This is a genomic window from Rhodovulum bhavnagarense, assembly GCF_004343505.1.
Taxonomy (GTDB): Bacteria; Pseudomonadota; Alphaproteobacteria; order Rhodobacterales; family Rhodobacteraceae; genus Rhodovulum; species Rhodovulum bhavnagarense.
The window spans coordinates 104628-130491 of sequence record NZ_SLXU01000004.1 but is presented as its reverse complement, the minus strand read 5'-3'; the positions used below and the strand labels follow the sequence as shown (position 1 = coordinate 130491).

24 protein-coding genes, 1 tRNA gene and 1 riboswitch are annotated in these 25864 nt (G+C 66.0%); of the genes, 11 read left to right on the top strand and 14 right to left on the bottom strand.

The window, feature by feature from the left end:
- Positions 1-38: 38 nt before the first annotated feature.
- The gene (locus EV663_RS06650) at positions 39-1262 is read left to right on the top strand and encodes a phenylacetate--CoA ligase family protein (RefSeq protein WP_132951008.1); all 1224 of its coding nucleotides are present in this window, start codon (positions 39-41) and stop codon (positions 1260-1262) included.
- A gap of 101 nt (positions 1263-1363) precedes the next feature.
- On the opposite strand, the gene EV663_RS06645 is transcribed toward EV663_RS06650, so the two are convergent.
- The 3 genes from EV663_RS06645 to EV663_RS06635 form a co-directional block, all read right to left on the bottom strand.
- Complete coding sequence (locus tag EV663_RS06645) at positions 1364-3103, bottom strand: PHA/PHB synthase family protein (protein ID WP_132951007.1); 1740 nt, start codon at positions 3101-3103, stop codon at positions 1364-1366.
- 188 nt (positions 3104-3291) lie between these two features.
- Positions 3292-3417, bottom strand: coding sequence for a type B 50S ribosomal protein L36 (gene ykgO / locus EV663_RS06640; RefSeq protein WP_075784404.1), 126 nt, complete (start codon positions 3415-3417; stop codon positions 3292-3294).
- A gap of 74 nt (positions 3418-3491) precedes the next feature.
- Positions 3492-3566, bottom strand: a tRNA-Val gene (locus EV663_RS06635).
- 147 nt (positions 3567-3713) lie between these two features.
- Here EV663_RS06635 and EV663_RS06630 point away from each other — a divergent pair.
- Positions 3714-4583, top strand: a complete 870-nt coding sequence (locus EV663_RS06630) for an N-formylglutamate amidohydrolase (protein WP_132951006.1) — start codon at positions 3714-3716, stop codon at positions 4581-4583.
- Between the two features lie 27 nt (positions 4584-4610).
- On the opposite strand, the gene EV663_RS06625 is transcribed toward EV663_RS06630, so the two are convergent.
- The 6 genes from EV663_RS06625 to EV663_RS06600 form a co-directional block, all read right to left on the bottom strand.
- Entirely contained in the window at positions 4611-5870 is a 1260-nt protein-coding gene (locus tag EV663_RS06625) for a DEAD/DEAH box helicase (RefSeq protein ID WP_132951005.1), read from the bottom strand.
- Between the two features lie 407 nt (positions 5871-6277).
- On the bottom strand, positions 6278-7051 hold the full coding sequence (locus EV663_RS06620; RefSeq protein ID WP_132951004.1) for a FadR/GntR family transcriptional regulator: 774 nt from the start codon (positions 7049-7051) through the stop codon (positions 6278-6280).
- Complete coding sequence (locus EV663_RS06615) at positions 7020-7979, bottom strand: ABC transporter ATP-binding protein (protein ID WP_132951003.1); 960 nt, start codon at positions 7977-7979, stop codon at positions 7020-7022. Before EV663_RS06615 ends, EV663_RS06620 begins: the two co-directional genes overlap by 32 nt.
- A complete protein-coding gene (locus EV663_RS06610) occupies positions 7976-9844 on the bottom strand; it encodes a dipeptide/oligopeptide/nickel ABC transporter permease/ATP-binding protein (protein WP_132951002.1) in 1869 nt (622 codons plus the stop codon). The genes EV663_RS06615 and EV663_RS06610 overlap by 4 nt, the downstream gene beginning before the upstream one ends.
- Before the next feature lie 7 nt (positions 9845-9851).
- A complete protein-coding gene (locus EV663_RS06605) occupies positions 9852-10799 on the bottom strand; it encodes an ABC transporter permease (protein WP_132951001.1) in 948 nt (315 codons plus the stop codon).
- 102 nt (positions 10800-10901) lie between these two features.
- Positions 10902-12482 (bottom strand): ABC transporter substrate-binding protein, encoded by a 1581-nt coding sequence (locus EV663_RS06600; RefSeq protein ID WP_132951000.1) that lies wholly within the window; start codon positions 12480-12482, stop codon positions 10902-10904.
- A 102-nt stretch (positions 12483-12584) separates the two neighbouring features.
- Between EV663_RS06600 and EV663_RS06595 the strand changes: the two genes are divergently transcribed.
- The 6 genes from EV663_RS06595 to EV663_RS06575 all read left to right on the top strand — a co-directional run bounded on the left by EV663_RS06595 (position 12585) and on the right by EV663_RS06575 (position 18408).
- Complete coding sequence (locus EV663_RS06595) at positions 12585-13253, top strand: DUF1028 domain-containing protein (RefSeq protein ID WP_132950999.1); 669 nt, start codon at positions 12585-12587, stop codon at positions 13251-13253.
- Positions 13243-14463, top strand: a complete 1221-nt coding sequence (locus EV663_RS06590; protein WP_243697890.1) for a M20 family metallo-hydrolase — start codon at positions 13243-13245, stop codon at positions 14461-14463. Before EV663_RS06595 ends, EV663_RS06590 begins: the two co-directional genes overlap by 11 nt.
- A gap of 292 nt (positions 14464-14755) precedes the next feature.
- Positions 14756-15718, top strand: a complete 963-nt coding sequence (locus EV663_RS06585) for a sulfurtransferase (protein WP_132950997.1) — start codon at positions 14756-14758, stop codon at positions 15716-15718.
- 7 nt (positions 15719-15725) lie between these two features.
- Positions 15726-16853, top strand: a complete 1128-nt coding sequence (locus EV663_RS06580) for a YeeE/YedE thiosulfate transporter family protein (RefSeq protein ID WP_132950996.1) — start codon at positions 15726-15728, stop codon at positions 16851-16853.
- Positions 16850-17020 (top strand): hypothetical protein, encoded by a 171-nt coding sequence (locus EV663_RS15585; RefSeq protein ID WP_165910146.1) that lies wholly within the window; start codon positions 16850-16852, stop codon positions 17018-17020. Before EV663_RS06580 ends, EV663_RS15585 begins: the two co-directional genes overlap by 4 nt.
- Positions 17021-17859: 839 nt before the next feature.
- Entirely contained in the window at positions 17860-18408 is a 549-nt protein-coding gene (locus EV663_RS06575; RefSeq protein WP_132950995.1) for a hypothetical protein, read from the top strand.
- Between the two features lie 128 nt (positions 18409-18536).
- On the opposite strand, the gene EV663_RS06570 is transcribed toward EV663_RS06575, so the two are convergent.
- Positions 18537-18890 (bottom strand): cysteine-rich small domain-containing protein, encoded by a 354-nt coding sequence (locus EV663_RS06570; protein WP_132950994.1) that lies wholly within the window; start codon positions 18888-18890, stop codon positions 18537-18539.
- A 190-nt stretch (positions 18891-19080) separates the two neighbouring features.
- Positions 19081-19266: riboswitch (cobalamin riboswitch) on the bottom strand.
- Positions 19267-19299: 33 nt separating this feature from the next.
- Positions 19300-19806, bottom strand: a complete 507-nt coding sequence (gene cobU, locus EV663_RS06565) for a bifunctional adenosylcobinamide kinase/adenosylcobinamide-phosphate guanylyltransferase (RefSeq protein ID WP_207904404.1) — start codon at positions 19804-19806, stop codon at positions 19300-19302.
- Positions 19807-19893: 87 nt separating this feature from the next.
- On the opposite strand from cobU, the gene EV663_RS06560 reads away from it, so the two are divergent.
- Genes EV663_RS06560 through cobD form a run of 3 tightly spaced genes read left to right on the top strand, consistent with a single transcriptional unit; the run spans position 19894 to position 22662 of the window.
- Positions 19894-20745 carry a propanediol utilization protein gene (locus tag EV663_RS06560; RefSeq protein WP_165910145.1) on the top strand — a complete coding sequence of 284 codons (852 nt, stop codon included), beginning with the start codon at positions 19894-19896 and terminating at the stop codon, positions 20743-20745.
- On the top strand, positions 20742-21683 hold the full coding sequence (cbiB, locus tag EV663_RS06555; RefSeq protein ID WP_132950993.1) for an adenosylcobinamide-phosphate synthase CbiB: 942 nt from the start codon (positions 20742-20744) through the stop codon (positions 21681-21683). The genes EV663_RS06560 and cbiB overlap by 4 nt, the downstream gene beginning before the upstream one ends.
- Positions 21684-21696: 13 nt before the next feature.
- On the top strand, positions 21697-22662 hold the full coding sequence (gene cobD / locus EV663_RS06550) for a threonine-phosphate decarboxylase CobD (protein ID WP_132950992.1): 966 nt from the start codon (positions 21697-21699) through the stop codon (positions 22660-22662).
- A gap of 27 nt (positions 22663-22689) precedes the next feature.
- Here the strand turns inward: cobD and EV663_RS06545 are convergent, their stop codons facing one another.
- Genes EV663_RS06545 through EV663_RS06535 form a run of 3 tightly spaced genes read right to left on the bottom strand, consistent with a single transcriptional unit; the run spans position 22690 to position 25863 of the window.
- Entirely contained in the window at positions 22690-23322 is a 633-nt protein-coding gene (locus EV663_RS06545; protein ID WP_132950991.1) for an ABC-type transport auxiliary lipoprotein family protein, read from the bottom strand.
- Between the two features lie 9 nt (positions 23323-23331).
- Complete coding sequence (locus EV663_RS06540) at positions 23332-25068, bottom strand: MlaD family protein (protein ID WP_132950990.1); 1737 nt, start codon at positions 25066-25068, stop codon at positions 23332-23334.
- A 9-nt stretch (positions 25069-25077) separates the two neighbouring features.
- The gene (locus EV663_RS06535; protein WP_132950989.1) at positions 25078-25863 is read right to left on the bottom strand and encodes an ABC transporter ATP-binding protein; all 786 of its coding nucleotides are present in this window, start codon (positions 25861-25863) and stop codon (positions 25078-25080) included.
- Position 25864: the final 1 nt, after the last annotated feature.

Here is a 25864-nt window from a genome sequence, read left to right as displayed (position 1 = left end):
ACCCAAAAACTGTTTCCGACCCGATCCGAGGCCCAACCATGTCTGCCCATTTCGATGCCCTTGAGACCCGCTCTGCCGACGAACGCACCGCCTCTTTGCGCGAGTGCCTGCCCGCGCTGATCGAGATGGCCAGGGCGCTGCCCGGTTATGGCGACAGCCTCGCGGATGTGGATCCGGCACAAGTCACGGATCGCGCGGCGCTGGCGGCTCTGCCCGTGTTGCGCAAATCCGGCCTGTCCGGGGCACAGGGCGCGGCACCGCCCTTCGGCGGGTTCACGACGCGATCGGTCTCGGGGTTTGACCACGTCTTCCAGTCGCCCGGCCCGATCTACGAACCGGGACGTGTCGTCGCAGACTGGTGGCGGCTGGGCAGGTTCCTGCATGCCGCGGGTATCGGTGCGGGCGACATCGTCCAGAACTGCTTCGGCTATCACCTGACGCCTGCGGGCATGATGTTCGAAAGCGGCGCGCGCGCAGTGGGGGCGGCGGTGTTGCCCGCCGGGACCGGGCAGACCGAGCTCCAGGCCCGTGCGGCCCATGACGTGGGTGTGACCGCCTATGCCGGCACGCCCGATTACCTAAAGGTGATCCTCGACAAGGCCGACGCGATGGGCCTCGACCTGTCGCGCATCACCCGCGCGGCGGTCTCGGGCGGCGCGCTGTTCCCCTCGCTGCGCCAGGAATACGCTGATCGCGGGATCGCCTGCCTGCAATGCTATGCGACCGCAGACCTGGGCAATATCGCCTACGAATCACCCGCGATGGAGGGGATGATTGTCGACGAGGGCGTGATCGTCGAGATCGTGCGCCCCGGCACGGGCGACCCGGTCCCCGAGGGCGAGGTCGGCGAGCTGGTTGTGACAAGTTTTAACGCCGATTACCCGCTGATCCGCTTCGCCACCGGTGACCTGTCTGCGGTCTTGCCGGGACAGTCGCCTTGCGGACGCACCAACATGCGCATCAAGGGCTGGATGGGACGGGCCGACCAGACCACCAAGATCAAGGGCATGTTCGTGCGTCCCGAACAAGTGGCGGCCCTTGTCGCCCGCCACCCAGAGGTCGCCCGCGCCCGCGTGATCGCCGGGCGCGCGGGCGAGATGGACACGATGACCGTCCAGATCGAAACCCCGGCAAGCGACCCCGTCCCCTATGCGGCCAGCGTTGCCGAACTGTTGAAACTGAACGGAGCCGTCGAATTGGTGGCCGTCGGCAGCCTGCCCAATGACGGCAAGGTGATCGACGATCAGCGCAGCTACGACTGACCGTCCCGGCCGGTCCGGCGGGCTGCGCGGCCTCTCCCCTGCTTTGGAGGAAAATATCCCGGGGGGGCGCCCGACAGGGCGCCGGGGGCAGAGCCCCCTGCCTACTTCTGGAACACGTAGCTGCCTGGGGCAGGGGCCAGTGGCGGCAAGCCCGCCTCCGGCGCGCCCATGGCAGGGGGCGCAGCCTTGGTGCCGCTCTTGGCGGCCAGCCATGCCGCCCATTCCGGCCACCACGACCCGCCCTTGCGCTCGTGCTGCTCGAACCAGCTCTCGGGGTCCATGTACCCCGCGCCGGGGGCGCGGTGGCCAATGCGGTAATGCCGTCCCCGATGACCGGGTTCCGACACGATGCCTCCATTATGCCCGCCTTTTGTCAGCACGAATGTCAGCTCGGTATCGGTGAACAGCGTCACCTTGTAGACAGAGCGCCAGGGCGCGATATGGTCCTTTTCCGTGCCCAGCACGAACATCGGCGCGGCGATGTCCTTCAATGCGATCACGCGGTCCTCGACCGCGAACCGGCCTGAACTCAGCCGGTTTTCCATGAACAGCGCGCGCAGGTATTGCGAATGCATCCGCGCGGGCATCCGCGTGGCATCGGCATTCCAGACACTGATGTCGAAATCCTGCTCCTCTTCTCCCAGAAGGTAGCGCCGTACCGCGCGCGACCAGATCAGGTCCTCGGCCCTGAGCGCGCGGAAAGCCCCGGCCATCTGGTCCTGTTCCAGGTAACCCCGATCCCACATCATGTCTTCCAGGAAGGCGACCTGGCTTTCGTCGAGAAACAGCATGATCTCGCCGGCCTCGGTAAAGTCGGTTTGCGCTGCCAAAAGCGTGATCGAGGCCAGCCGTTCGTCACCCTCTCGCGCCATGGTGGCCGCCGCGATCGACAGGATCGTGCCGCCAAGGCAATAGCCGCAGGCATGAACCTTTCTGTCGGGAAGGACGGCGTTCACCGTCTCAAGCGCGGCCATCACCCCCTTGCGACGATAATCGTCCAGCGAGGCATCGCGCAGGGTGTCCGTCGGGTTGACCCAGGACATCGCGAACACGGTGAAACCCTGTCCGACCAGGAAGTTGATCAGCGAATTCTCGGGGCGAAGGTCGAGGATGTAGTATTTCATGATCCAGGCGGGCACGATCAGGATCGGCTCGGGATGGACGGTGTCGGTTTGCGGCGCATACTGGATCAGTTCGAACAGGTCGTTGCGATAGACGACCTCGCCCTTGGTACAGGCCAGCGTCTTGCCGACCTTGAACTGGCTTTTCACCTCTGGCCGCGTGCCGGTGGCTCGACCGACCATATCTGCGACCGCGTTCTTCCACCCGGCGGCAAGGTTGCGTCCGCCCTGTTTCATGGTGGCTTGCAGGATCTCGGGATTGGTCAGAACGGCGTTCGAGGGCGAAAACACGTCCAGCGCCTGGCGCGCCATGAAATTGACGCGTTCTGCATTATGCGCGCTGGTGCCGCGCGGGGCCTCGGTGGCATGGTCCCACCAGTCCTGCACGGCCAGAAAGCTCTGTTGCCACAGGCTGAACGGTGGCATGACCCAGCCCATGTGGTTGAACCGGTGGTCCTCGGGGCGCGGCATGAATGGGGCATTCTGCGTTGCGCCGGCCGCGGCATAGGCGGCAAGCCGGGCCCAGGACCGCATCGCATGTTCGGCCAGTTCAAGTTGTCGTCCCGGAGCGCGCGCCAGGTGCAGCGCCCAATCCGTCCATGCCGCGGCCGCGGCATGAGGCGACGATCCGCCGGTCATCCGCGCCGTCATCGCGCGGCCGGTCCGGTCGAGGGTTTGATAGGGGTGGGGGTTGGGCGACTGGCCGTTGGGGACGTTCATGCGGCGCTCTCCGTCATCGGGGCTGGCGGCAGGCAATGCCGGGTCATGCCATATCGATAAGCTGCGATCGCCGGTCCGTAAAGAAATTGCTGCGCTTGCGAAAAAGATGGGCAACGAAAGACGTGCGCACAAAGGAAAACGCCCCGGCGTGCGGCCGGGGCGTTTCGTAAAACCGGATCGTGCAACGCTTAGCCCTGGCGGGCCTTGTAGCGGCGCTGGGTCTTGTTGATGACGTAAACCCGGCCCTTGCGGCGCACAACGCGGCAATCGCGGTGACGCTGCTTCAGCGAGCGGAGCGAGTTACGGACCTTCATGGCCTTCTCCTCATGTCGCGGCGCGTCAATGCGCCTTGGGGTTACAAACACTGCCTGTCGGGGCAGGAATTCGATGGTGGGCGGTACTGGGATCGAACCAGTGACCCCTACGATGTCAACGTAGTGCTCTACCGCTGAGCTAACCGCCCGTGACATGACCCCGCCGCGCCCGTAAACAAAACGGACGCGGACAGAACCGCGTCGGTCCGCAAGCCTATAAAAGGAGTCGGGGCGGGGTTCAAGGGCTTTTGATGCCGGTGAGATTGCCGTTATAAACTCTCCTGAAAGGAGCGCCCATGAGCGAAAGCGCCTATCGCCTGGCCCGGCCTGCGCGGCTGGATACATCGGTGGTGTTTTCCTCGCCCCATTCGGGGCGCGACTATGCGTTGGACTTTCTGCGCCAGTCGGTTCTGGATGACCGCACGATCCGTTCGTCAGAGGACGCCTTTGTCGATCTTCTGTATTCCGAGGCGCCGCGTTTCGGCGCGCCGCTGCTGACGGCGGTGGCCCCGCGCGCCTATGTGGACCTTAACCGCGACGCGGTCGAGTTGGACCCCGCCGTAGTCGAGGGCGCGCGGCAAGGCGGACATAACCCCCGGATCAGTTCGGGGCTGGGGGTGATTCCCCGCGTCGTGGCAAATGGCCGGGCGATCTATCGCGGCAAGATCCCCCTGTCAGAGGCCAACGCGCGTCTGTCGCGATACTGGAGGCCCTATCACGCGCAATTGCAGGCGCTGCTGCGCGACGCGCATGACAGGTTCGGAGAGGCCATCCTGTTGGATTGCCATTCGATGCCGCGCGATGCGATCGAGACGGTGACGACCCGCGGCCGCCCGCGTCCCGATATCGTTCTGGGTGACCGTTTTGGCGCCTCGGCGGGGGCGGGCGTTGTCGACCGGGTAGAGGCCGCGTTTCGCGCTGCCGGGTTGCGGGTGAGCCGCAACATGCCTTTTGCCGGGGCCTATATCACCCAGCGATACGGGCGTCCCGCGCGCGGTTGCCATGTCGTGCAGGTCGAGATCGACCGCGCGCTTTACATGGATGAAACGCTGATCCGGCCCAGTTCCGATTTTGCCGGTTTCCGGCGTTTGATGGGGTCGGTCACCGCCGATCTGGCCCAGATCGGGCGTGCGGGCGAGCACGCGCTGCCGCTGGCGGCAGAATAGCGCACAAGGGCCCGCCCGCCCGCACCCTCAGGCGGCGCGAGGCCGGCGGGGCCGCCGACCTTTCGGCGCGGCCGGTTTCCCGGCCTGCGGTTTGGCGGCACCGGACCTGCCCCGGTTGCGGGGCTGGGGGGGCTTGCGCCGCTGCGCCTGGGCCGTGCTTGGCCGGGTTCCGCTGGCGACGGGCACCTCGATCTTCATCAGCTTTTCGATCTGGGCCAGGAGGTCGGTTTCATCCGGCGCGCATAGCGCGATCGCCTCGCCCTCGCGCCCGGCACGGGCGGTGCGGCCGATACGGTGGACATAGTTGTCAGGCACCTCGGGCAGGTCGTAATTGACCACGTAGGCCACTCCGGGAATGTCGATGCCGCGCGCCGCCACGTCGGTGGCGACCAGCGTCGTGATCGTGCCCTCGCGGAATGCCTTGATCGCGCGGTCGCGCTGGCCCTGGCTCTTGTTGCCGTGGATCGAGGCGGCGTTATAGCCATCGGCCACAAGCCCCTTCATCAGCTTTTCGGCACCATGCTTGGTGCGGGCAAAGACCAGCGTCAGCGCCTCGGGATCGCGCGACAGGATTTCGCGCAGGCGGGCGGGTTTTTCCGGTTTGTCGATGAAATGCACCGATTGCGTGATCTTGTCGGCGGCCTTGCCCGGCGGTGAAACCTGTACCCGGCGCGGATCGGTGAGATAGGCGCGCGACAGCTCCTCCATCTGCTTTGGCATTGTGGCCGAGAACAACATGGTCTGGCGCGGCGTGCCCAGGCGCGGCGCGATCCGGCGCAGCGCATGGATGAACCCGAGGTCAAGCATCTGGTCGGCTTCGTCCAGCACCAGGTGGCGCACCGCACCAAGATCGACGGCTTGGCGTTCCATCAGGTCGATCAGGCGGCCGGGGGTTGCGACCAGGATATCGCAGCCGCGCGCGAGCATGCCGATCTGGCGGTTGATCGACTGTCCACCCACCACGACGGCGATACGCAGGCGCGTATCCTCGGTCAACAGGCGAAGTCCCTCGGCGATCTGGTTCACCAGCTCGCGCGTGGGGGCCAGGATCAGTGAATTGGCGGCCTTGGGCGCGGGTTTGCCGGGCTTGGCCAGAAGGTGATCGATGAGCGGCAGGCCGAACGCCAGCGTCTTGCCAGTGCCGGTCTGGGCCAGGCCCAGGACGTCATGCCCGGCCAGCGCCAGCGGGATCGCCTGTGCCTGGATCGGGGTAGGTTGGGTAAAGTTGGCGCGGCTCAGCGCGGCGCAAAGGTTCGGCGACAGGCCGAGTGTTTGGAAATCGGTCAAGAAAGCGTCCTTTTGAGACCGCACGGCGCCTCATGGCCCGCACGGCGATATGATGCAGCATCCGCGCGCATGGCGCGGCGTGCGAGGGTCTGGGCGGCCTCGGGACAGGCGGGCTATTCCCGCCGGGTCCGGCCGTCGCGTCAGGAACCCTGCGTGATGGGGAACTGGTTTTCGGCGCTGATGCGCCCGTTTCGGGGCGCGGCTTGCTCACGCGGCAGCGCAGCGTTGCTAGTGCATGCGGGATCGTTCGGTCGAAGTCAAGCACGATGACAGTGCGCGGCATGCAGCGGCTTGTCGGCCCCGGTCGCGTGATCTTCGCGGGGGATGGGGGTGAACCGGCCATCCGGGGCCCATGGCATTGCCGCGTTTGGTTCGGCGCGTTCCGCCTCGGCCGATTTTTGCCGCGATCAACTCTCGCCCGCCTCAGAGATGAAACCTTTCTCGATCTCTGCCTCCTGCCGGCGCATCAGTGCCCAGGCGGTGCGCATGTGCGCGCGCATGATGGCCCGGGCGGCGCCTGAGTCACCGGCCCGAAGGGCCATGACAAGACGGATCTGGTAATCGCGCCCCTTGGACCAGAGTTCGGCATTCGGAGGTGCGTAGAGGCGGCGATAGACCGTGAGGTCAGACAACAGGCTGACCATGAAATCTATGATGAAGCCCAATAACGGGTTCGCCGAGTGCTCGGCCAGGATGGCATGGAACCGCAGGGAATTGACATGCTGTTTGCGCTCTTCGTCGAGCGATGCAGAGGGCGCGTCGTATTCGGCTATGGTTGCCTCCAGCCGCGCGAGCACCTCTTCGGAGAGTTGTCCAGCCAGCGATGCGGCAAGCTCGGGTTCCAATGCAAGACGCAAACCGTACAGGTCGTCGATGCCCAGGTCCTTGAAATAGAAATAGTTTCCCAAAAGCGCCTTGGCCCTTTGCCGGCTGACCTCGTGTACGAAACTGCCGCCGCCCGGTCCGGTCCGGGTCTTGATCAGCCCCTGCGCCTCCAAGAGGCGGGTTGCTTCGCGGATGGTGCCCTTGGACATGCCAAAGCGCGCCATCAGCTCGGCCTCGCCCGGCAGGCGGTCGCCGGGGCGCAATTCCTGTTCGACCACCCAATCCTTGAGGGCCTGTGCAACCTGGGCGGGTCGGCTCAGCCGTTCAGTCGGCGATCGGGTGGTGGCATGCGGCAAACTGATCTTTCCCCTTCTCGGTCAGTGGCGGTTCCTGGTCGCGGCAGATTGCCGTGGCCCGCGAACAGCGCCGGGCAAAGGCACAACCGGGTGGCGGGTTCAGCGGGTCGGGCAGTTCGCTGTCCACCTGTTCCGGCGCGGCAAGCGGTCGGCCGACAACCGGGGCACTGTCCGCAAGCAACCTTGTATAAGGATGTTTGGGTGCGTTGAAAATCTGCTCGGCCCGGCCGATCTCGACCACCGTGCCGAAATACAACACCATGACACGGTCGCTGACCGCCTCGACCACGGCAAGGTCATGGCTGATGAACAGATAGGTCAGCCCGAAGTCGCGGCGCAGGTCGGCCAGAAGGTTCAACACCTGCGCCTGCACGGATACGTCCAGCGCCGAGACAGGTTCGTCCAGCACCATGATCTCGGGCGCGGCGGCCAGCGCACGGGCGATGCCGATGCGTTGTGCCTGTCCGCCCGAGAATTCATGCGGGTAGCGCCCAAGGAATTCTTCGCGCAGGTTCACGCTGTCAAAGATTTCAGCGATGCGCTTGTTCCGCTCGGCCTGGTTCATCCCGTAAAGCCGCTTGAGCGGCGTTTCCATGATCTGGCGCACTGTCTTGCGCGGATTCAGCGACGAGATCGGGTCTTGGAAAACATACTGGATCAGCCGACCAAAGGCCGCCGGGTCGGCATTGTCGAGCGCCTTGCCGGCGATCTCGATATGGCCCGTGCTGGGGGCCATCAGGCCCACCAGCATCCGCGCCAGCGTGGACTTGCCACAGCCGGATTCCCCGACGATCCCCAGCGTCTCGCCCCGCGCAACCGAGAACGACATCGGCCGCACCGCGCGCACGCCGGGCCGCGCCGTGCCGAAAAGCGGTTTGCCAAGGTCGAAGGTTTTCGACAAGTCGGTGACCTTGAGCGCCTGCATCAAACTGCCTCCTCGGGGTGAATGCAGCGCACCGCGCGCAGCCCGCGGCCCGCAAGCAAGATGGCGCCCCGGCGGCAGTCGTCCCGCGCCTTGTCGCAGCGGGGGGCAAAGGCGCAGCCCTCGGGCAGATTGTCGACCACCGGCGGCAGGCCCGGGATCGAGGCGAGCTTGCGCTTGCCGCTGCCCAATTCCGGCACGCAGGCGATCAGGCGCTTGGTGTAGGGATGCGCGGGGGCGTCGAGCACCTGCATCGTCGGGCCCTCCTCGACGATCCGGCCGGCATACATCACCGCCACCCGGTCGCAAAGCTGCGCCACCACGCCGAAATCATGGGTGATGAAGATGATCGCCAGCCCCCGCTCGCGCCGCAAATCGTCGAGCAGGGCGAGGATCTGCGCCTGTACCGTGACGTCCAGCGCCGTGGTTGGTTCGTCGGCGATGATCACGTCGGGGTCGTTGGCCATCGCCATCGCGATGCCGACCCGCTGGCGCATGCCGCCCGACATCTCGTGCGGGTAATTGTCGAGCCGGCTTTCCGCGTTAGGGATGCGCACCGCCCTCAAGAGATCCAGCGCCTTGGCCCGCGCCTCTTTGGGGGGCGTGTCGTGATGCACGCGGATCGCCTCGATCAACTGGTCGCCGATCTTGTAGAGCGGGTGCAGCGTCGCCAGCGGGTCCTGAAAGATATAGGCGACGTTCTCGCCACGACGGCGACGCAGGGTTTCATAGCGCGCGCCCAGCAAATCCTCGCCCTCATAGCGCACCGCGCCCCCGGTGATCACACCCGGCGGCGAGGGCACAAGCCCCATGACCGACAGCGCGGTGACCGATTTGCCCGAGCCGGACTCGCCGATCACGCCGACGCATTCGCCGGATTTGACGTATAGCGACACCCCGCCGACCGCGCGATAGACCCGCTTGCCGACATGGAACTGGGTTTCCAGCGCGTCGAGGTCCAGCAGACCGCGCTGTTCTGCGGCCGGCACCGGCCCCTTGCGGTCGACCAGCGTCACCGCCCGCGGGCGCGACAGTGCGCCGGATTTCAACCGCGGGTCCAGCGCATCGCGCACGCCGTCGCCCAGCAGGTTGATGCTCATCACGATCAGAAAGATCATCACCCCCGGCACGACCGAGGTGTGGGGCGCCGTGATCAGCGCCGCCCGCGCCTCGCCCAGCATCGAGCCCAGATCGGCAACCGGCGGCTGGCTGCCCAGCCCGAGAAAGGACAGGCCCGCGGTTTCCAGGATCATCCAGCCCACTGTGGTCGACATCGCGATCACGATGGTCGGCAGCACATTGGGAAGCAGTTCGCCCACCAGGATACGGGTGTGCCCCAGCCCCGACAGTCGCGCCGCGTCGATGAATTCGCGCCCCGCCAATCCGACTGTGATCCCGCGGATGTTTCGCGCGAAGAAGGGGATGTTGACGGCGGCCACCGCGATCAGCGCATTCATCAGCCCGGGGCCGAGGGCCGCGACGATGGCGAGCGCGAGCAGGATATAGGGAAACGCCATCAGCATGTCGATGCCGCGCATGATGACATTGTCGATCCGCCCGCCGAAATAGCCCGCGACAAGGCCGATGGTCGACCCGATGATTGCCGCGATCAGCGCCGCGGCGATGCCTACCGCCAGCGACAGCCGCGTGCCGTGGAGCAGCCTCGAAAGCAGGTCGCGGCCCAGGTGATCGGTGCCAAGGATGTGCCCCTCGGTGAAGGGGCGGGCAAAGCGCTCGGCGGTCGCCGTGGCGTTGGGGTCGGGCAGCGGCAAGAGCGGCGTGATCAGCACGACGATCAGGAGCGCTGACAGCACCGTCGCGCCCAACGCGGCGAGGCGGTTGCGGAATAGCAGTTTCAGGAAATGCCCCATGCCCGCCTCAGGTCTTGATCCGCGGGTCGAGCAGGGCCTGTGCCACGTCGACGGCGATGTTGAACAGCACATAGCAGGCCGCGACCAGGACCACGCCGCCCTGCAGCAGCAGGATGTCGCGTTTCAGGATCGCGTCGACCAGCATCCGGCCCACGCCGGGCCACTGGAAAACCATTTCGATATAGACCGCGCCCGACAGCACGAATCCCGCCTGGATGCCAAGCACGGGGAGGATCGACACCATCGCAGCCCGCAAGGCATGCCCCATGATGACGCGCCGTTCGGGCACCCCTTTGGCGCGCGCGGTACGGATAAAGTCCTGGCGCAGCACTTCGAGCATGGCAGAGCGCGAAAGCCGTGCGATGACACCGGTCGCCACGACTGCCAGTGCGGTCGCGGGCATGACCAGGTGTTTCAGAAGGTCGGGCAGATCGCCGCCGCCATAGATCGCATACATCCCCGAGACCGGTAGCCAGCGCAGGTTTACCGCGAAAAGCAGGATTATCATCATGCCCAGGAAAAAGGACGGGATCGAGATGCCGATCAGCACGGTAAAGGTGATGATCTTGTCTGCCACCCCGTATTGCCGGGCCGCCGAGACGACGCCGGCCAGGATGCCCAGAACCGAACACAGAACGAAACCGGTGCCCGCCAGGACCAACGTGGCGTTGAAGCGTTCGACCACCTCGTCAAGGACCGGGCGGTTCAGGCTGAAACTGCGCCCGAAATCACCCTGGAGCATGTTGCCCAGCCAGATGAAGTACCGCTGTAGCAGGGGTTTGTCCAAACCCAGGTCGCGGTTCAGCTTTTCCACGTTATCGGGCGTGGCATAGCTGCCCAGGATCGCGGTTGCCGGATCGCCGGGGATCATCGCCATGATTGCGAAAACGATGATCGTGATACCCAAAAGCACCGGGATCGCTGAGAGCAGTCGTTTCAGGATGTAACCGCCCATTGCCGGTCTCCGGGTGCGTGCAAAAGCGTTGGAAGACTCACGTCGGGCCTTTGCGAAAGCCCGGGGCGAGGCCCGGCCGGAAACCGGGCCTGCGCCGTGGCGTCAGTTTTTAACGACGCCCTCAAGTTGCAGCAGGAAGGAAGGTTCGAGAGAGAAATTCTCGACCCGATCCGATGTCACCGCGTTCTGTTTCCAGTTCGCGACGAACACCCAGGGTGCGTCCTCTTGCACGATTTCCTGCATCCTCTTGTAGAGACGGGCGCGTTCCTCCTGGTCGGTCGCCACGCGCGCCTCTTCCAGCAGGCGGTCGACCTCTTCGTTCGAGTAATAGCCAGAGTTGAAACCGCCTTCGCTGGGCCAGGCCTCGGTTCTCAGCGCGAGATAAGGCAGCGTGTCGGGATCGTTCGTCATCCAGGCCATCTCGGCCATGTCGGCCTTGCCCTCCAGCCCCGGATTCACCTCGCCAAGGAAGGTGTTCCATTCATAGGTTTCGATCTTGACGTCAAAGCCCACGGCGTTCAGGTCGGCCTGGATCGCCGTGCCCATCGGGATCGGATCGAGCATGCCCGAGCCACCCTCAGTGACGTAGAAGGTCAGCTCGGTTCCTTCCTCGATGCCCGCCTCGTCAAGCAGAGCGCGCGCCCTTTCGGGGTCGTAGGGATAGGGCGCCAGCGTCTCGTTATGCGCCCAGGCAAAGGCCGGCGGCGTCGGCCCGGCGGCAATCTCGGCTGTGCCTTCCAGCACGTCGTCAACAAGCGCCCGCTTGTTGATCGCGTAATTGGCCGCCTGGCGAACCCGCTTGTCTGCAAAGGGGCCTTCCTTGGCGTTCAGGATCAGGAACCACAGGTGCGGCCCGGCCTGTTCGACAACCTTGAACGCATCGCCCTGGAATCGGCTTAGCGCGGTCGGGGGCACCTCGACCATCATGTCGATTCCGCCGGCCAGCATCTCGGCGACGCGGGTATTGGCATCGGTGATCGGGCGGAACACCACCGCCTCTGTCCCCGCCGGGTCGCCCCAGTAATCGGGGTTTTTCTCGATCACCACCGCCTCGTTCGAGCGCCATTCAACGAAGGTGAAGGGGCCGGTGCCCGCCGGGTTGCGCCCGAAATCCGCGCCGTGCTGCTCGACCGCCGCGGGCGAGACCATCAGCCCGGTCGGATAGGCGAGGTTCGACAGGAAGGGGGCATAAGGCGCGTTGAGGGTGAATTTCACCGTCAGCTCGTCCAACACCTCGGTTTTCGCGATGGCCGAGAAGAAGAAGGCCAGCGGAAACGGGCCGGTGTCGTGATAGGGGTGATCCTCGTTCAGCATCCGGTCGAAATTGAACTTCACCGTCTCGGCGTTGAACGGCGTGCCGTCGTGAAAGGTAACGCCCTCGCGCAGGGTAAAGGTGTATTCGGTGCCTTCCTCGGAGATCGCCCAGTCCGTGGCCAGCGCGGGCGCAACCTCCAGCGTGCCGGGCTCGTAGCGCACGAGACCCTCGTAGACATTCACCAGGATGCGAAAATCGTTCACCGCCGTCACCGCCGCGGGATCTAGCGATTTCGGTTCGGCGATCTGGCCGACGATCAGCACGCCGGGCGGGGTTTGCGCGGCGGCCGGCCGGTCGCCGCCCCCCAGGGAAAGCGATGTGATCGCGGCGAAAATCAGCGCCCGGCGCGTCAGGTCGAGGCTCTTCATGGCATGAAATCTCCCAGTTGGCAGCCAAATTAATTTATCATGACAATTTACATCGATCAATTCATCATTATAATTTGATCAACCCAAAAAGAAACGCGTCCCATGACCTTTTCGATTCTTGCGCGCGACCCCGAGAGCGGGGCTATCGGCGGTGCCGCCGCCACCGGAAGCTATTGCGTGGGCGGCTGGGTTCTGCGCGGTGCCCTGGGGGCTGGCATGTCGGCCAGCCAAGGGGCGGCGCCCTCGACTTTCTGGGGTGAGGATGTCCTGGCCGTCATGCGCGGGGGGCTGTCGGCCAAGACCGCGATCGATGCGGTGACGGGGCCGGATACGGGGCGCGAATGGCGGCAACTCTCGGCGCTGTCCCCTGCGGGCGAAGGGGCGGTCTTTACCGGCGCGTCCAACACGCCCGCAACCGCCGGGCGTATCTTTCGCAACGGCGTTGCCGCAGGCAACATGCTGGCCTCGTCCGGGGTGATAGATGGGATGGTCGATGGTTTTCTTGCCGCCGGTGGAAGTCTGGCCAAGCGTCTGTTGACGGCACTTCGCGCGGCAGAGGCGGCGGGCAGCGATAGCCGCGGTCTTCTGTCTGCTGCACTCCTGGTGCTTCATCCCGACCGGCCGCCACTGACCCTGCGCATCGACGCACACCCCTCCGATCCGATCGGTGCGCTTGCGATGCTGCACGAAAAGACCAGCACCGGGCACTATGCCGAATGGCTGGATGACGTGCCGACCTGGAACGATCGGACACGAACCGGTGACCATTGAATGGGGCCAAGAGGCCGCCCGGCGCCTTGAACGACTGGCCGGGCTTTCAGAGCCCGGACCAGGGGTCAGCCGCCTGCCCTTTACGCCGCAGCACCGCGCCGCGCTGGATCTCTTGACAGGCTGGATGGGCGATGCCGGGCTAAGCGTCGAACTGGATGATGCAGGTACCCTGGTCGGGCGTCTGGACGGACCTGTTGGGGCGGGCACCTTTTACCTTGGTTCGCACCAGGATTCCGTGCGCGAAGGGGGGGCCTATGATGGCATCATGGGGGTGGTTCTCTCGATCGTCGCGCTTGAAAAACTGCGGTGCGAGGGCGTTGCCTTGCCATTTGCCGTCGAGGTTCTGGCCTTTGCCGACGAGGAAGGCGTGCGTTTTCCCACCGCCCTGATCGGGTCGCGGGCGCTGGCGAGCAGCTACGATCCCGACGTGCTGGATATGGCCGATGCCGACGGGATCACCCTGCGCGAGGCGATGACGGGCTTTGGCCTCGATCCGGCGCGCATTCCGGAACTCGCACGCCCGCGCGACACGGCGTTGGGATACCTTGAAACCCATATCGAACAGGGTCCGGTGCTGGAGGCCGCGCAAGAGGCCCTTGGCATTGTCACCGCCATTTGCGGGATCGAACGGCATGCGATCAGGGTGACGGGTGCAACGGGTCATGCCGGCACCTTGCCGATGGAGGGCCGGCGCGATGCCCTGGTCGGGGCCGCGGCGCTTGTCGCCGAGGTGCGCCGCCTGGCCATGGAAACACCCGGCCTGCGTGGCACTGTCGGTGCTCTTTCGATCCGGCCGAACGTGGTCAACGCGGTCCCGCGCGAGGCGGTGCTTACGGCTGAATTCCGATCCGCACGGGACACCGATCGTCAGGCGGCAGGTCGTGCGATCCATGATTTTGCAGCGGCGCTTGCCCGTCACGAAGGGCTGCGAATCGATATCGAGCGGACCTATGTTCAACCCGCGCAGCCCTGTGACGCGGACCTGTCCCGCGCCCTGCGCGCATCAGTTGTCGATTGTGGCGGCCTGGGCCTGGAATTGCCATCGGGGGCCACGCACGATGCCTCGGCGATGGCGGATCTCTGCCCGATAGCCATGCTGTTCGTCCGCTGCCGCGGTGGGGTCAGTCACAGCCCCGAAGAATATGTAAACCCGGCCGATCTGGACATGGCCATACGCGCGATCGCACGTCTGCTTGCGATCCTTCGATAACGTCGGGCCAAGAAACGCGCGGGTTTTCCAGGCGCCGGGGCCCGGCTGAACGCACGCGCCGTCAAGGCCTGTGCGGGCATTGCCTGGATGATGCGGGCTGGGGTGGTCCGATCCTTTTTTCCCTTGGTCCGCGCGTTCGTGTTCCGCCCTGCACAGCCGTGCCGGAACCGCGTTCCGCCCCGATGCGCGGGGCGGAAACAGGTGGTTTTTGCGGCCCGGCCCAGCCTGTCGGCGGCCTTGCCCCGCCATGGACGCTCCGTCACATTGGTGCCGGGAAAAAGGGAGCATCCAGATGACCAGACCACTCGGCAGATTTATTGCCGCCGCGGTAATCGCGGCATTGCCCGCCTTGGCGCAGGCCGCCGGCCTTGGGCCCCTGACCGACCCAGCCGGCGCACTGGCGGCGCAAGACCGGGGCGCGCTGATCCTCGATATCCGTACCGGCAAGATCGGGGATAGCGAACAGACGATATTCGAGGCCGGGCACATTCCTGGCGCGCAATCCGCGCCCTACAACCTGTTCCGCGGCCCGCAGGACAACCCCGGCGCGCTCGTCCCCGAGCAGGTATTGACCGAGGTTCTGCGCAGCGTCGGCGTTCGGAAAAATCGGCCCGTGATCATCGCGCACCAGGGCACGGACCAGACCGATTTCGGGGCGGCCGCGCGGGTCTACTGGACGCTGAAGTCCAGCGGGGTTAGCGAGATCGCGATCCTGAACGGCGGTGTGAACGCATGGACCGCGGCAGGACTGCCGCTGGAAACAGGTCCGGCGTCGCCTGCGGAGACCAGCGATTTCACCGTGAGCTTGTCCGATGAATGGCTGGCCACGACCCAGGATGTGCAGGCCATCGCGGACGGGACGGCGCAGGGCGAGTTGATCGACGCCCGCCCCGAGGCTTTCTGGTCGGGCAATGCCAAACACGCCGCTGCCGCGCGGCCCGGCACCTTGCCGCAATCGCGCTATTTCACCCATTCCAACTGGTTCGGGGCGGATAAGCCGTCGCTGATCCAGCCGGACAGGGTCGCCGCGCTGGCCGCCGATGGCGGGTTCGAACAGGGCGACCGGCTGGTTTCGTTCTGCAATACCGGCCATTGGGCGGCGACCAACTGGTTCGCCCTGTCGGAACTGGCCGGGATCGAGGGTGTCAAGCTCTATCCCGAGTCGATGGTAGGCTGGTCGCAGGACGGCCTGGCGATGGACAACGTTCCTGGCCCGATCCGCAACCTTTTGAACAAGCTGACCGGAAAATACTGAGGGCGACATGACACAACCAATGATGGCGGTGCCTGCCGGGGCACCGCGCCCCTGGGCACGCGGGCTGACGGTGCTGGCCGGGCTGGTTGCCGCGCTTGCGGTCGCTGCCATGGCGGGGCCGCGTTACGGCGCCCTCTTGTTGATCGGCTTCGGCCTCGGGATCGCGCTTGAGGGGCTGCGCTTTGGTTTCACCGGGCCTTGGCGGCGGATGATCCTGTTCCGCGATCCCAGCGGCCTGGTCGCGCAGATGGTTTGCATCGCGATTGTCGCGTTGGTGGCCTTTCCGCTGTTGACCGCGAACGGGGCCGAGTTGACCGGTGCGCATGCGCCTATCGGCTTTGCCATGGTCGGCGGCGCCTTCGTCTTCGGGGCCTGCATGCAGATCGTTCTGGGGTGCGGCTCGGGCACGCTGGTCAACGCGGGCAGCGGCAACCTGGTCAGCGCGGTCGCACTGCCCTTCTTTGCCATCGGCAGTTTTGCCGGGGCCTATCACCTGAGCTGGTGGACGGATCTGGGCACGCTGCCCGTCGCGGTTCTGAGCGGCACCAGCGGGCTGGCGGTGACGCTGGCCGGGCTGGCGGCGGTGGCGGTCGTTGCGATGATCCTTGCCGCGCCGGGCAAGCGGACTGTGCCGGGGCGGCTGTGGCTGGCCGCGCTTGTCATCGCGGGGCTTGCGGTGCTGCATATTGTAGTGGCGGGGCAGCCTTGGGGCGTGGTCTATGGGCTGGGGTTGTGGGTGGCCAAGGGTGCCACCACGCTGGGTGCCGATCTGTCCGGCTCTGCCTTTTGGGCGGCGCCGGGGAATGTCGAGCGGCTGGAGCAAAGCCTGCTGACCGATGTGACTTCGCTGACCGATCTGGGGTTGATCGCGGGTGCCGCGCTGGCGGCGTGGTGGCGCGACGGGTTGTCGGCCCCGGCCAAGGGCCTGTCGATCCGCGGCTGGGCGGCGATTGTGATGGCGGGCTTGCTGTTGGGATATTCCTCTCGCCTGGCGTTTGGTTGCAATGTCGGGGCGTTCTTCAGCGGGGTATCCACCGGGTCGCTGCATGGATGGGCGTGGTTCGCAGCGGCCTTTGCCGGGTCGTTCGTCGGCATCCGCTTGCGCCCGGTATTGGGGTTGGAGGATCGCAGATGACACGTTTGCCTGTCGTGATCGTGCTTTTGCTGGCGGTGGCAGGACTGGTGGCCCTTGATGTCGTCATTTCCGTTCCGCTCGATCCCTATGGCGCACCACCCCTGCTGGCGCTGGGATCGGGCGAGGCGGCCAGCGGTGCCCATTGCGCCGCGCTGCCCGGAAACTAGCAGGGCGCAAAGGCCACTCCCTCGCCTTGCGCATAAGAGGGGGGTGGCCCGCCGGCCTGACCGGCCGCTGCACGAGGATCACCTCAAGCCCCCGGTCCGACCCCCGCAAAGCCGTGACGCCTGCGGGGCCTTGTCGCTTGTCGTTACGCGGATCGGCGCTATCGCGGTATACTGGCCATGAACTTGCCCCGACAGTTTCGTCGCGACGATGACGGGCAGGTCGATGACCCGCATCGCGTCGGCATCAAGATGGACATCGGGACAGCGGTATTTCTGCACCGCGTTCGGCGTGGTTCCAAACGAGACATCTATCGGGATACTGTATTTGAATGCGGAATGGGAAAGTCGTGTTTCCGACTCGTCTATCGTGACGAGAATGTTTTATTGTGCGTCCGTTGTGCCGGTATTTCTGCACGCAATCGGTATGTGCGACATGATCGACTTGTACGAGGGACGGGCCGATACATTGCCGATATCAGTCGTTTTCGAAACCGGCGAACACATGATGTCCGCGCTTGCCAGCCCCGGAATGAACAGGACAAGAACCGATAGACGGGCGCTTATTCGCATGTGAATGGGCCCATCTGCCCGCCTGAGAAATACAGTTGCTAGGCCGCGCGAGACCGGCTTGAAACGGCAAGCCGATACGCCGAGGACGTGGAGGTCTGGCTTGAACAAAGGCGTGGCTGACATCCGCCGCCGGCGGGCAGCGCGAAACCGCCGGGGCGCCCGCAAGGCACGAGCGGCCATATCGATTTCCCTTTAAGGTGGTACTTATTGACGCATTTGTATCAAAGAGTTTATAGCGATAAATCGGGGCTTGGGGACATCTAAACATCATGACCAATAAAAAAGGCGCTTTCGAGGTCGTCGATGCGGCCTCGGCGCGCTCAAAGGCGCTTGTCGCGGACCTGTTGGTGATGACCGAGACCGGCGATTTCTACCTCAACAAGGCGTGCGAGGCATTGGCCCGGCTGCGCGGGGCGACCCATGCCTTTGTCATCCTTGTCCATTCCGACCAGTTCTTTCTCGTCGGGCGCTACGGATATGTCCAGAACGCCTACACCTTGCCACAGAACATCCAGCCGGATTGGAAGGGTGAAGAACAGATCGAACTTCTGAACCCGGCGACCGATTTCGACGGGTTCGACGATTTGCCCGAGGAGTTCAAGGTGCACCACTATGTTCACCTGGCGCCCATGCGGGTAGAGGGTACGCCCGTTGGCTTTGTCGGCCTTGCCAATATCGACCCGATGCCCCCGGCCACGCCCGACCAGCGTATCGCGCTGGACCTCGTGCGCGACATGGTTGTGGAACGCCTGCGTCAGCACCATCTTTTGAAACGGCACACGCGGGAACTTTTCGGCATTCTCCAAGGCGATTCGTAAGGCGCGCCCCGCACCCCGCCCGATCGGGGCGCGGGCCGGCTTGCGCCGGGGCGTTCACCTCGCCGCCCCGCCAGCGCACGGTATTGCGGGGTCTCTCACGGGGCTGTGCGCATGGGGGCGGCCACCATTCAGACCTTCACGCTTTCGTCCTCTTGTTCGGGGGGGCGGGGGCGCCGGGTGGGCGGATCTGTCTGCGGTTTTCCGGACCAGATCACGGGATATTCCAGCCAGCGCTGGATAAAGGTCCAGGACCGGCTGTACCCGTCATGGGGCAGCGTGCAGGCCGAACAGTCCTTGCGCGTCAGGCCATTCCGGTCGGTATAGACCTTGTAGGCGCCGGGGCATTCAAAGGCGATCAGCGGGCAATAGCAGAAAAGGCAGTTGAATTCGCGCTGCACGCCCTTGTGGCAGGGAAGAAAGGGGCAATCCGCGTTGGTAAAGCCCTTGTAGGCTTCGCTCGTGGTCTTGTCCTTGGGTTGCATCGCCGACGACTCCTTTCAGATCGGCCCCCGCCGCTCCGCGCATACCCCGCACGGAGGACAGGATTGATGGGCAACCACCCCGCAGAAGTGGCGATCGGGGCGGCCATTGACCAAGGGGACGGAACAGGGGCGCGGTATCACGAACAGGGCCGGACCCTTCGCGCACCTCGCCTCCGGGCCCACCGCCCAGGGTCGGTTCAACGTTCTGGCAGGTCTCCTGGCTTGCGGGTCTCGGCCCATCTGCCCGCCTTCCCGGCGCGGGCGCCGGTGGCTTTCGGACAAGGGCTCGCCGCTAACAGTTGCGGGGGCAGCGCCGGGTTTGCACCGGCTTCCCTTTTCACTCCCCAAGGGGAGCACCAGAACGGGACAAGGGGTGCCGCGCGGCCCCCGCAATGTCAAGCAGGATGGCCTATTTCACCCGCATCGGCAGACCCGAGACAACGAATTCGACCTCGTGGGCAACCCGTGCGACACGCTGGTTCAGCCAACCCTGCGCGTCACGAAAGGCGCGCGCCAGCGCGTTATCGGGCACGATGCCCATGCCGACCTCGTTGCTGACAAGGATGACCGGGCTTTTCTGGCGGGCCAATGCCGCGACCAGGTGTTCGGCCTCTGGTTCCCAGTCGCGCCCTTCCAGCATGAGGTTGGACAGCCACAGGGTCAGGCAATCGACCAGTCTCGGCCCGCGCCCGTCACAGCGATCGAGCGCCCCGGCAAGGTCGATCGGGGCCTCGATCGTGATCCATCCCTCACCGCGATCGGCAACATGCCTTGCGATACGGGCGCGCATCTCTGCATCCTCGGCGCGGGCCGTGGCGATGTAAAGTCGCGCGCCCGGCAAGGCCCGCGCACGGGCCTCGGCATGGCTGCTCTTGCCGGAGCGGGCGCCGCCGGTCACGAGGATGATCTGGGCCAAGACGGTCTCTCCTTGCGGATACAAGGCCAGTTGCATAGCCCCCTTGGGAATGTCATTCAATCGGCCGTTCATCCTGTCGAGAGCCGCATGCGCCACCATCCCCACTGCCCGCCGCGAGGCGTCGCGCATCATACCCGCGTGGCTGGCCATTTTGGCGAGTTGCTGCAAGGCCGCCTTGGCCCCGACGGGCCCGTTGCACTGATCACGCTGCCCTGCCCGGCGCTGGCGGTGCGGGCGACCTGGAAACCGGGGCCGGGGCTTGGATTGTGGCAGGGGGCGCGGCCGGTCCTGTCGGGCACGCGTCTGCGCCAACTCTTCGCGACCCTTGGCCTCGGGCGCGCGCGCGGGCGATTGCGCCTGCGCGCGGACATGCCGCCGGGGGGTGGGGCGGGGGCCTCGACCGCGGCCCTGCTGGCGACGGCGCGCTGTCTGTCCGGGGGGGCGCTGTCGCCAGAGGCCGAGGCCGCGCTATGTCTGTCGCTGGAAGGCGCGACCGACCCCTTGATGCTGGCCCGGCCCGAGCGCACGCTCTGGGCTCCGCGCCGGGCCGTTGCACTGGGGTCACTGCCGCCTCTGCCTGCCATTGATGTCGTGGGCGGGTTCGCCGGTGCGGGGCGCCCCACCGACCCGGTCGATATGCGCTTTGCCGACATCGACGATCTTGTCGCGGACTGGAGGAGAACCGCCACGCGCGCCGGGTTCGCGGCCCTGGCCAGCGAAAGTGCGCGGCGCAACCATGCGCTGCGCGGCGGGCCCGATCCCGCGCCTGTCCAGGCGGCGGGGCGACGGCTGGGGGCGCTTGGCGTTGTTGCGGCGCATACCGGTGCGGCGCTGGGGCTGATCTTTGCGCCCGGCACCGTGCCGCCGGATACGGGCCAGACCCTGCGCGCCCTCGGTCTGTTCGGGGTCGTGCGATTCCGCGCGGGGGGCGCGGCATGAGCGCCGCGGCGATGCTGATCGCGCTGTTGGTCGAGGGCATCCTTGGCTGGCCTGACAGGCTTCATGATCGCATCGGTCACCCGGTGGTCTGGCTGGGCCGGCTGATCGCGTGGCTTGAACGACGCTGGAACCGGCCCACGCGGTCCGCGCGGACGCGGATGATCCTGGGCGGGGCGGTCGTGATCGTCACGCTGACGGCGGCGGTTCTGCCTGCGCTGGCCCTGGCGGTGCTATTGCCCGGCGGATGGGCTGGCGCGGTTCTGACGGGACTTGTTGCCGCGCCGCTTGTCGCGGGGCGTAGCCTTTACGATCATGTCGCCCGCGTGGCGAGGCCCCTCGCGGCGGGCGACCCGGACGGCGCGCGCAAGGCTGTTGCGATGATCGTGGGGCGCGACCCCGCGCAGCTTGACCGCGCCGGTATCGCGCGGGCCGCGCTGGAAAGCCTGGCCGAAAACGCATCTGACGGGGTGGTGGCGCCGGTTTTCTGGGGTGTCATCCTGGGCCTGCCGGGGATCGCGGGTTACAAGGCGATCAACACGCTGGACAGCATGATCGGGCATCGAACCGAACGGTATCGCCATTTCGGCAGGGTGGCGGCACGGCTCGACGATATTGCAAACCTGGTCCCGGCCCGGCTGACCGGGGCGATCTTTTGCCTTGTCTGCGCGCGGCCGGGCGCGGCGGCAGGCACGATGCTGCGCGATGCGGGGTCTCACCGTTCGCCCAATGCGGGCTGGCCAGAGGCCGCGATGGCCGGGGGGCTTGGCGTGCGGCTATCGGGGCCGCGGGCCTATGGCGAACGGAGCAGTGACGAGCCCTGGCTGAATGCCGCCGCCCCGGACCCGGACGCGCAGACCATGGCGCGGGGGCTGGCACTGTACCTGCGGGGGATGATGGTATTGGCGCTGGCGCTGGCGGTTATGATCCCGATGGCATGAACGAGGAATGCGGATGAGACGCGATCACGGCGGTGACCTGGCCATGGCGATACAAACCTTCGGGGGCCAGCCCGACGAGTGGATTGACCTGTCCACCGGCATCAACCGGGTGCCCTACCCTGTTGCGTCTCTGCCCGCCGAGGCCTGGGCCGCGTTGCCTGGCCGCATTGCCCATGACCGGCTGGTTGCGGCGGCGCGGATGGCCTATGGCACGGGCTGGTCCATCCTGCCGCTTGCCGGTGCGCAGGCGGCGATCCAGCTGCTGCCCACGCTCGGCATCGAGGGGCCGGTGCGGATCGTCATTCCGACCTATAACGAATATGCCGGTGTGCTTGCGGCGGCTGGTCACGCGGTCCAGCCCGTGACCCATCTCGATGCGCTGGAGGGGGCCGCGATGGCGATCGTGGTCAATCCGAACAACCCCGACGGTCGCCGCACCGATCCCGCCCGGTTGACGCAGATCGCGCGACAGGTTGACCTTCTGATCGTCGACGAAAGCTTTGCCGACCCTCACCCGGAACTGTCCATGCTGGGCGGGGACTGCCCCGGCAACGTGATCGTTCTGCGATCGTTCGGCAAGTTCTACGGGCTGGCCGGAATGCGGTTGGGCTTTGCCCTGGGTGCGCAGGCCAGCCTTGAGCGGATGCGCGAACGCGCCGGCCCGTGGGCGGTGTCTGGGCCGGCGCTGGAAATCGGCGCGCGGGCGCTGTCGGATCCGGGTTGGCGCGCGACCAGTATCGGGCGCCTCGCCGCAGAGACCGCCCGCGCCGACGCGCTGGCCGCGGGGGCGGGGTGGCACCTTGTGGGCGGCACCGCGCTGTTCCGGCTTTATGACACGCCCGACGCGCGGGCCGCACAGGCGCGACTTGCCCGCGACCGGATTTGGTCACGCGTCTTTCCCGGTGCGGATCGCTGGCTGCGGCTGGGCCTGCCGGGCTGTCGCGAGGAATGGCAGCGCCTTGCCGCAGCGTTGCGCTAGGCAACGCCCCTTGCCGGATCGCCCGGCTCAGAAGGTCGTGATATTGCGGGCCGACAGAACCCATGCGGTCAGATCGAAGAGAACACGCTCTGCCGCCGAGACATAACCGGCCAGGATCGCCGCGTCGCGGGTATCGGTCACGACGGTCTCTTCGCTAAAGCGGCGGCTGGCCAGGACGGCGGCGTCATCCTCGCGCACAAGGCGGGCCATCAGGGTCATGCGGATCACGGCGCCCTGCCGGTCCGGCAGGATCTCGGCGTTGAAATCCGTCAGGCTGCTGACCAGCGCCAGATCCCCCGATCCCGCCAAGGGACGACGCCCGACAAAACCGAAAGCGCCGGTGCGTTCGAACCCCTCGACCAGCGCGCTCTGCACCATCACGGGCGCGTTCTCGGACCACCGTGCATCCGGCAGGTACTGAACCTGGTTGGCGCCTGGGCGGACCATTATCCCGTCTGTATCCAGCGCGCCGCTGGCCGCGGGTACCGCGATGATGAAATCGACATCCCCCGCCCGGCTGCGCGCAACCGGCAGATCGGCCGGTGCTCGGATTTCGAATACGTCCTGCGGCGGTCCGCCTGCCCGGCCAAGCGCGCCGATCGCAGAACAGCCCGGCAACGCGAGAGTGACGGAAAGAACGAGGAAAACGAGGCGCTGCATTGGGGGGTCCTAGCGTCTGTAGACGGGCGTCTGGCGCCCCAGGAACTCGACCGGGTCGCGTTCTATGCGCGTCACCAGGCGGTCGAGGTTTCGGACAAGCTCACGCATCTCTTGTGCAAGCGTGGCGAATTCCGGCAGGCCGTGCCCGGCAAAGGCCCTGAGCGGCGGGCCAAGGCTGGCCGCGGTGCGTTCCACCTCGTCGAAGGCCGCGTTCGCGCGTGCAGCCGTCTCGCGCAGATCCCCGGTAATCACCGGCATATCGTCCGCAACCTGCGCGATGGCGGCATCGACACGGGCCAGCGTCTCGCGCAGTGCCCCGGCCATGTCGGCAATATCCCCGGTCATCACGCGGTCGGCCGTGGCAAAGGCCCGGTCAGCGGCGGCAAGTGCCGCGTCACCGGTTTCAAGGGCGGCGTTCAGCCGTTCAAGGGTCTGGTTGGCATTTTGGAACGTGTTGGAAACCACGCCCAGCGTATCCGAGGCCTCGGCCGTCACGCTGTCCAGCCGGCCGGCGGCAGAGGACAGGTCAGCCCCGACCTCATCGACGACCCGCGCTGCGGTTTCGCTGGCGGTTCGGATATCGGCGACGATATCGGGCAGGTCGGTCTCGGCAAAGCTTGTCACTGCCGCGACGCCGCGCCCGGCCTCGGCGATCAGCCCGCGCGCCTCGGTCACGAGGGCGGTGCCGTCATTGGCAAGAAACCCGTCAAACCGGCGGGCAGCCGTGTCGATACTGTCAAGCGTGCGCGAGGCATCCGCCAGCATGGTGTCGGTTGCCGCAAGGGTCGCCTCGGCCTCTGCAAGGCGGGCCGAGGCAAGCGTGCCGGTCCTGCGGAATTCCGCCAGCGTCGCCTGCGCATCGGCCCCGAGCGTGTCGATCTGCCGGCGAATACCCTCGGCTGCTTCGGTCAGATCGCTGGCCAGGCGTGGTAACTCATTTCGGATAAAGAGATCGGCGGCCTCGAGGGCCGCGCGCCCGCTTTCCAGCGTCGCGTCGCCGGCATCCAGCGTCATCTGTGCCCGTCCGGCCAGGTCGGTCACGGCCAAGAGCGTGTCATCGGCGGTTTCCAGCATCTGCACCGCAGCGGCCGATATCGCCTCAAGCCGGCCGGTAAAGGCCGCGATTTCTCCGCTGGACGAGGCGATCGTGTCGGTCACCGCGGAAAAATCGTCCAGCGCACGGCCAAGATCACCCGATGAGCGTTCGAGATTTTCGAGGATCGTCCCGACACGGGCCTGGTTATCCGGGCCCAGAAACTCGCCCAGTTGGCGGGTCAATGCCAACACCTCCTCGACAATCTGCGGTGCATCCTCGGTCAGAGTCTGAAGCGTGGAGCGCCCCGAGGAAATCACGGGAACATCCTGCCCTGGCGCCGGTTGCAACAAGGGGTTGCCCGGATCGCCCGCGGACAGGGCCACATGCGCAACCCCCGTCACGCCTAGGGATTCGATCGTGGCAATGGTGCCTGTGCGCACAGGTGTATCAGCACCGATCTCGATGCGCACCAGAATCCTGCCGCTTGCATCCGGCGACAGGCGCACATCGACGACCTGTCCGACCGGCAGCCCGCTGAAACGCACCTCGGACGCTGCCGACAGGCCCGACACCGATGTGAACTCGATGTCGTAATAGGCATATTGCCGGTCCAGTTCGATCCGCGCGAACCACATGGAAAACAACAACAGGCCCACAAAGCCAGCCAGCGTGAAGGCCCCGATCAGCACATAGTTCGCGCGGGTTTCCATGGCTTTCGCTTACTCCCTTCGGGGGCGTGTCGCAATCGTATCTCGCGCGGCACGGGCACGGGGCCCTTGGAAATACTCTTGTACCCAAGGGTGGTCGACCTTCAGCATATCGTCGATGGGACCGGTGACCAGCACGCGTTTTTCCGCAAGCACCGCGATCCGGTCGCATACTGCGTAAAGCGTGTCCAGGTCGTGGGTGACAAGGAAAACGGTCAGCCCCATCGTGCGCGAGAGCTTGCGGATCAGCGTATCGAAAGCCGCCGCGCCGATCGGGTCAAGCCCGGCCGTCGGCTCGTCCAGGAAAAGGATCTCGGGATCAAGCGCAAGCGCGCGGGCAAGTCCCGCGCGCTTGCGCATCCCGCCCGACAACTCGGCAGGGTACTTGTCGCCCGCGCTCCATGGCAGGCCCGACATAGATATCTTCAGCCGCGCCAGCGCCCGGCGGGTTTCGGGGGCCAGGCGCGGGACGGATTTCAGCGGCAGTTCCACGTTCTCGGCAACGCTCAGCGACGAGAACAGCGCCCCGTCCTGGAACATCACGCCGATCCGGCGGCTCTGGACAGCCAGTTCGGCCTCTGTCGCGGTCTGGTTGTCGACGCCCAGCATCCGCACCGTTCCGGCCGCCTGCCTTTGCAGCCCGGCAATGGTGCGCAACAGGACCGACTTGCCTGAACCAGAGCCCCCCACGACCCCGAGAACCTCGCCGCGATAGACATCCAGGTTCAATCCGTCATGAACGACATGCGCGCCGAACTGGTTGCGCAGGCCCCGGACCTCGATCACCGTCTGGGCCATT

Bases quoted from the DNA above. Each gene is read 5' to 3' on its own strand.
- EV663_RS06650 (WP_132951008.1), top strand. From the start codon at position 39: ATGTCTGCCCATTTCGATGCCCTTGAGACCCGCTCTGCCGACGAACGC.
- EV663_RS06645 (WP_132951007.1), bottom strand. From the start codon at position 3,103: ATGAACGTCCCCAACGGCCAGTCGCCCAACCCCCACCCCTATCAAACC.
- ykgO (WP_075784404.1), bottom strand. From the start codon at position 3,417: ATGAAGGTCCGTAACTCGCTCCGCTCGCTGAAGCAGCGTCACCGCGAT.
- EV663_RS06630 (WP_132951006.1), top strand. From the start codon at position 3,714: ATGAGCGAAAGCGCCTATCGCCTGGCCCGGCCTGCGCGGCTGGATACA.
- EV663_RS06610 (WP_132951002.1), bottom strand. From the start codon at position 9,844: ATGGGGCATTTCCTGAAACTGCTATTCCGCAACCGCCTCGCCGCGTTG.
- EV663_RS06605 (WP_132951001.1), bottom strand. From the start codon at position 10,799: ATGGGCGGTTACATCCTGAAACGACTGCTCTCAGCGATCCCGGTGCTT.
- EV663_RS06600 (WP_132951000.1), bottom strand. From the start codon at position 12,482: ATGAAGAGCCTCGACCTGACGCGCCGGGCGCTGATTTTCGCCGCGATC.
- EV663_RS06595 (WP_132950999.1), top strand. From the start codon at position 12,585: ATGACCTTTTCGATTCTTGCGCGCGACCCCGAGAGCGGGGCTATCGGC.
- EV663_RS06585 (WP_132950997.1), top strand. From the start codon at position 14,756: ATGACCAGACCACTCGGCAGATTTATTGCCGCCGCGGTAATCGCGGCA.
- EV663_RS06580 (WP_132950996.1), top strand. From the start codon at position 15,726: ATGACACAACCAATGATGGCGGTGCCTGCCGGGGCACCGCGCCCCTGG.
- EV663_RS15585 (WP_165910146.1), top strand. From the start codon at position 16,850: ATGACACGTTTGCCTGTCGTGATCGTGCTTTTGCTGGCGGTGGCAGGA.
- EV663_RS06575 (WP_132950995.1), top strand. From the start codon at position 17,860: ATGACCAATAAAAAAGGCGCTTTCGAGGTCGTCGATGCGGCCTCGGCG.
- EV663_RS06570 (WP_132950994.1), bottom strand. From the start codon at position 18,890: ATGCAACCCAAGGACAAGACCACGAGCGAAGCCTACAAGGGCTTTACC.
- EV663_RS06560 (WP_165910145.1), top strand. From the start codon at position 19,894: ATGCGCCACCATCCCCACTGCCCGCCGCGAGGCGTCGCGCATCATACC.
- cbiB (WP_132950993.1), top strand. From the start codon at position 20,742: ATGAGCGCCGCGGCGATGCTGATCGCGCTGTTGGTCGAGGGCATCCTT.
- cobD (WP_132950992.1), top strand. From the start codon at position 21,697: ATGAGACGCGATCACGGCGGTGACCTGGCCATGGCGATACAAACCTTC.
- EV663_RS06545 (WP_132950991.1), bottom strand. From the start codon at position 23,322: ATGCAGCGCCTCGTTTTCCTCGTTCTTTCCGTCACTCTCGCGTTGCCG.
- EV663_RS06540 (WP_132950990.1), bottom strand. From the start codon at position 25,068: ATGGAAACCCGCGCGAACTATGTGCTGATCGGGGCCTTCACGCTGGCT.
- EV663_RS06535 (WP_132950989.1), bottom strand. From the start codon at position 25,863: ATGGCCCAGACGGTGATCGAGGTCCGGGGCCTGCGCAACCAGTTCGGC.